This window comes from Mycobacterium sp. TH-M82, assembly GCF_057473605.1.
Genome location: NZ_JBYCKY010000217.1, coordinates 1 through 2,287, shown reverse-complemented (window position 1 = coordinate 2,287; position 2,287 = coordinate 1). Strand labels below are relative to the sequence as shown.

3 protein-coding genes are annotated in these 2,287 nt (G+C 64.8%); all 3 read right to left on the bottom strand.

Translation table 11 applies throughout. The features are described from left to right. A partial coding sequence (locus tag AC2VON_RS06365) for a YgaP family membrane protein (protein WP_486952184.1) occupies positions 1–222 on the bottom strand: 222 nt, incomplete at its 3' end. A gap of 308 nt (positions 223–530) precedes the next feature. After that, complete coding sequence (locus AC2VON_RS06360; protein ID WP_486952183.1) at positions 531–1,145, bottom strand: mycothiol-dependent nitroreductase Rv2466c family protein; 615 nt, start codon at positions 1,143–1,145, stop codon at positions 531–533. 495 nt (positions 1,146–1,640) lie between these two features. Further along, the coding region (locus AC2VON_RS06355; RefSeq protein WP_486952182.1) for a cytochrome c oxidase subunit I at positions 1,641–2,287 on the bottom strand (647 nt) is incomplete at its 5' end.

Genomic DNA, 2,287 nt, shown 5'->3' with positions numbered 1-2,287 from the left:
AAGCACCCGCTCGGTCGCAGTAGGAACGCCAAGTCGATGCAGCAGAACGCTTGTTGGACACCAGCCCACCGCCGCGTCGAGCAGCAGGTTAGCTCCTACGAAACCGGTGAGGATTCTCCAGCGGGATGAATGCTCGCGTCCCAGGGCGAGCGTCACCAGCACGACGGACCCCGCCAGCAGGTGGATAGCCCGCTCCAGTGTCCATCCTTGCAACCGTGGCATCCCGAACGCTCCCTGCTCAAGCGGGGCCGTACATTGATTGATCTGCATGGGAATTCACACCTCCAGGTCTCAAGCACGCAAAATTGAAATCCGCACAATCCGCACACCAGCGATGATACCCGGTAGGGCATATGCCCGCCATCGCGCGCTGGGGTGGGCTATCGCCGCGGCCAAGGGAACGGTTTCGGTTCAGGGTGACCGTCGCACCACGGGGACGGCGGTATTTGAGCCTTCACTTCGCCGACGTGCCGGCCGCAGCCCGACCAGGTCACCAGGCCGCAGATTCGGCACCGAACGGCATGGCACATTCAGCGGCGTTTCGCATCGGCCGTCGATGGCGGGCCCTGGTAGGGACGTTGCAGGACGGCGAATCCGGGCGTCGACGCCGCTGTCAGCACCGCGTCAAGCAGCGCGATGGCGGCATCTCGAGCCGGGAGGCGCGTCAGCACCGGCCCGAAAAATCCCGTGCCGTCGACGGCGATGATCGGGCTGCCGCCACTGCCGCCCAGCGCGTCCTGACTGCGTTGATGCGCTGCGTGCACGGCATCATCCCACGCCGGGTCGTCGAGTGCGCCGGCCAGCGCGGGACTGGAGTTCGTCACCGCCAGCGCCTCTTTGACCGAGCTGTCAGCCATGTCCCCGGCGCCGTTGTGCACCAGCGCACCCAAGGCTTCGTAGAGATTGCCGAATGCGCCGGGACCGCCTTCGGCCGTCGCAGCGGCGAAGACCCGGCCCACACGACGCGACGACTCGAGTTTGGCACGCTGCGCGGGCGCCACATCGCGACCGTCGTTAAGCACCGCCAGGCTCATCTGCCGCAGCGCGGCACTGTGCCCACTGGCGGTGGCCGCATCCAGCAACCAGCGCGACGTCACCCACGCGAACGGGCATACCGGGTCGACGTAGAGGTCGATCGAGGTCATCGCAGTTCCTCGGCGGGTGTGCTGAGCGCGAGACAACTCCTGATCAACCGCAAAGGCCGTTCCACTTTACGGATCACTACCACCTCCTCAGGCACCTGGGCGGTACAGGCCGATGAAGTATAACTTATACCCAGCCGGGTATCTCGTCGATCGGTCCTGGCCGTGCCGTGTCGAAGGTTTCCGGGGCGTCGTCGATCGGGTCTCGTTCAGAACGCGCCGATGTCGACTAGGTCGCCGACTGCTGCCTGAATTCCTTGCTGCGCCGAGCGGCAAATCCACGGCGCCGCTACCGGTCAGCCCAACATCAACGGCTCGTAGGCTGGCCACCGAGGTGGCATTCGGTGGAACAGCAATGAGACCTGCGCTAGCGACGGCGATAATGACGATGACGGCGCCCAACACTCTTTGCCGAGGGGCAGTATCGTGCATCGCCGGCTCGGCGACGGTGTCAGGCACTGCGGGTCTCAAACATTCTCGGGCCCACGCCTGGGACACTCAGCTGCGACCGGTCCCGCTGCCTGCCGCAGCGGTTTCAGTCTCGCTGGCGTCGCTGTGGCGGCCAAGGTATGCCTCGGCGCGCAGCCGTTCGACCATGTGCGGGTAGTGCAGTTCGAACGCCGGGCGCTCCGAACGGATTCGGGGCAGTTCGGTGAAGTTGTGCCGCGGCGGCGGGCAACTGGTCGCCCACTCCAGGGAGTTGCCATACCCCCACGGGTCGTCGACGGTGACCACCTCGCCGTAGCGCCAGCTTTTGAACACGTTCCACATGAACGGCACCATCGACGCGCCAAGGATGAACGCGCCGACGGTGGAGACGACGTTGAGCGCCTGGAAGCCATCGGTGGGCAGGTAATCGGCGTAGCGGCGCGGCATGCCCATGTTGCCCAGCCAGTGCTGCACCAAAAACGTGGTGTGAAAACCGATTAACGTCAGCCAGAAGTGCAGCTTGCCCAGCCGCTCATCCAGCAGCCTGCCGGTCATCTTCGGGAACCAGAAGTAGATGCCGCCGAAGGTGGCAAACACGATGGTGCCGAACAACACATAGTGGAAGTGCGCAACCAGGAAGTAGGTGTCGGTGACGTGGAAGTCGATCGGCGGGCTGGCCAACATCACCCCCGATAGCCCGCCCAGCAAAAACGTCA

What these genes read in the sequence shown, in the direction of transcription:
- AC2VON_RS06360 (WP_486952183.1), bottom strand. Translation starts at nt 1,145, where the DNA reads ATGACCTCGATCGACCTCTACGTCGACCCGGTATGCCCGTTCGCGTGG.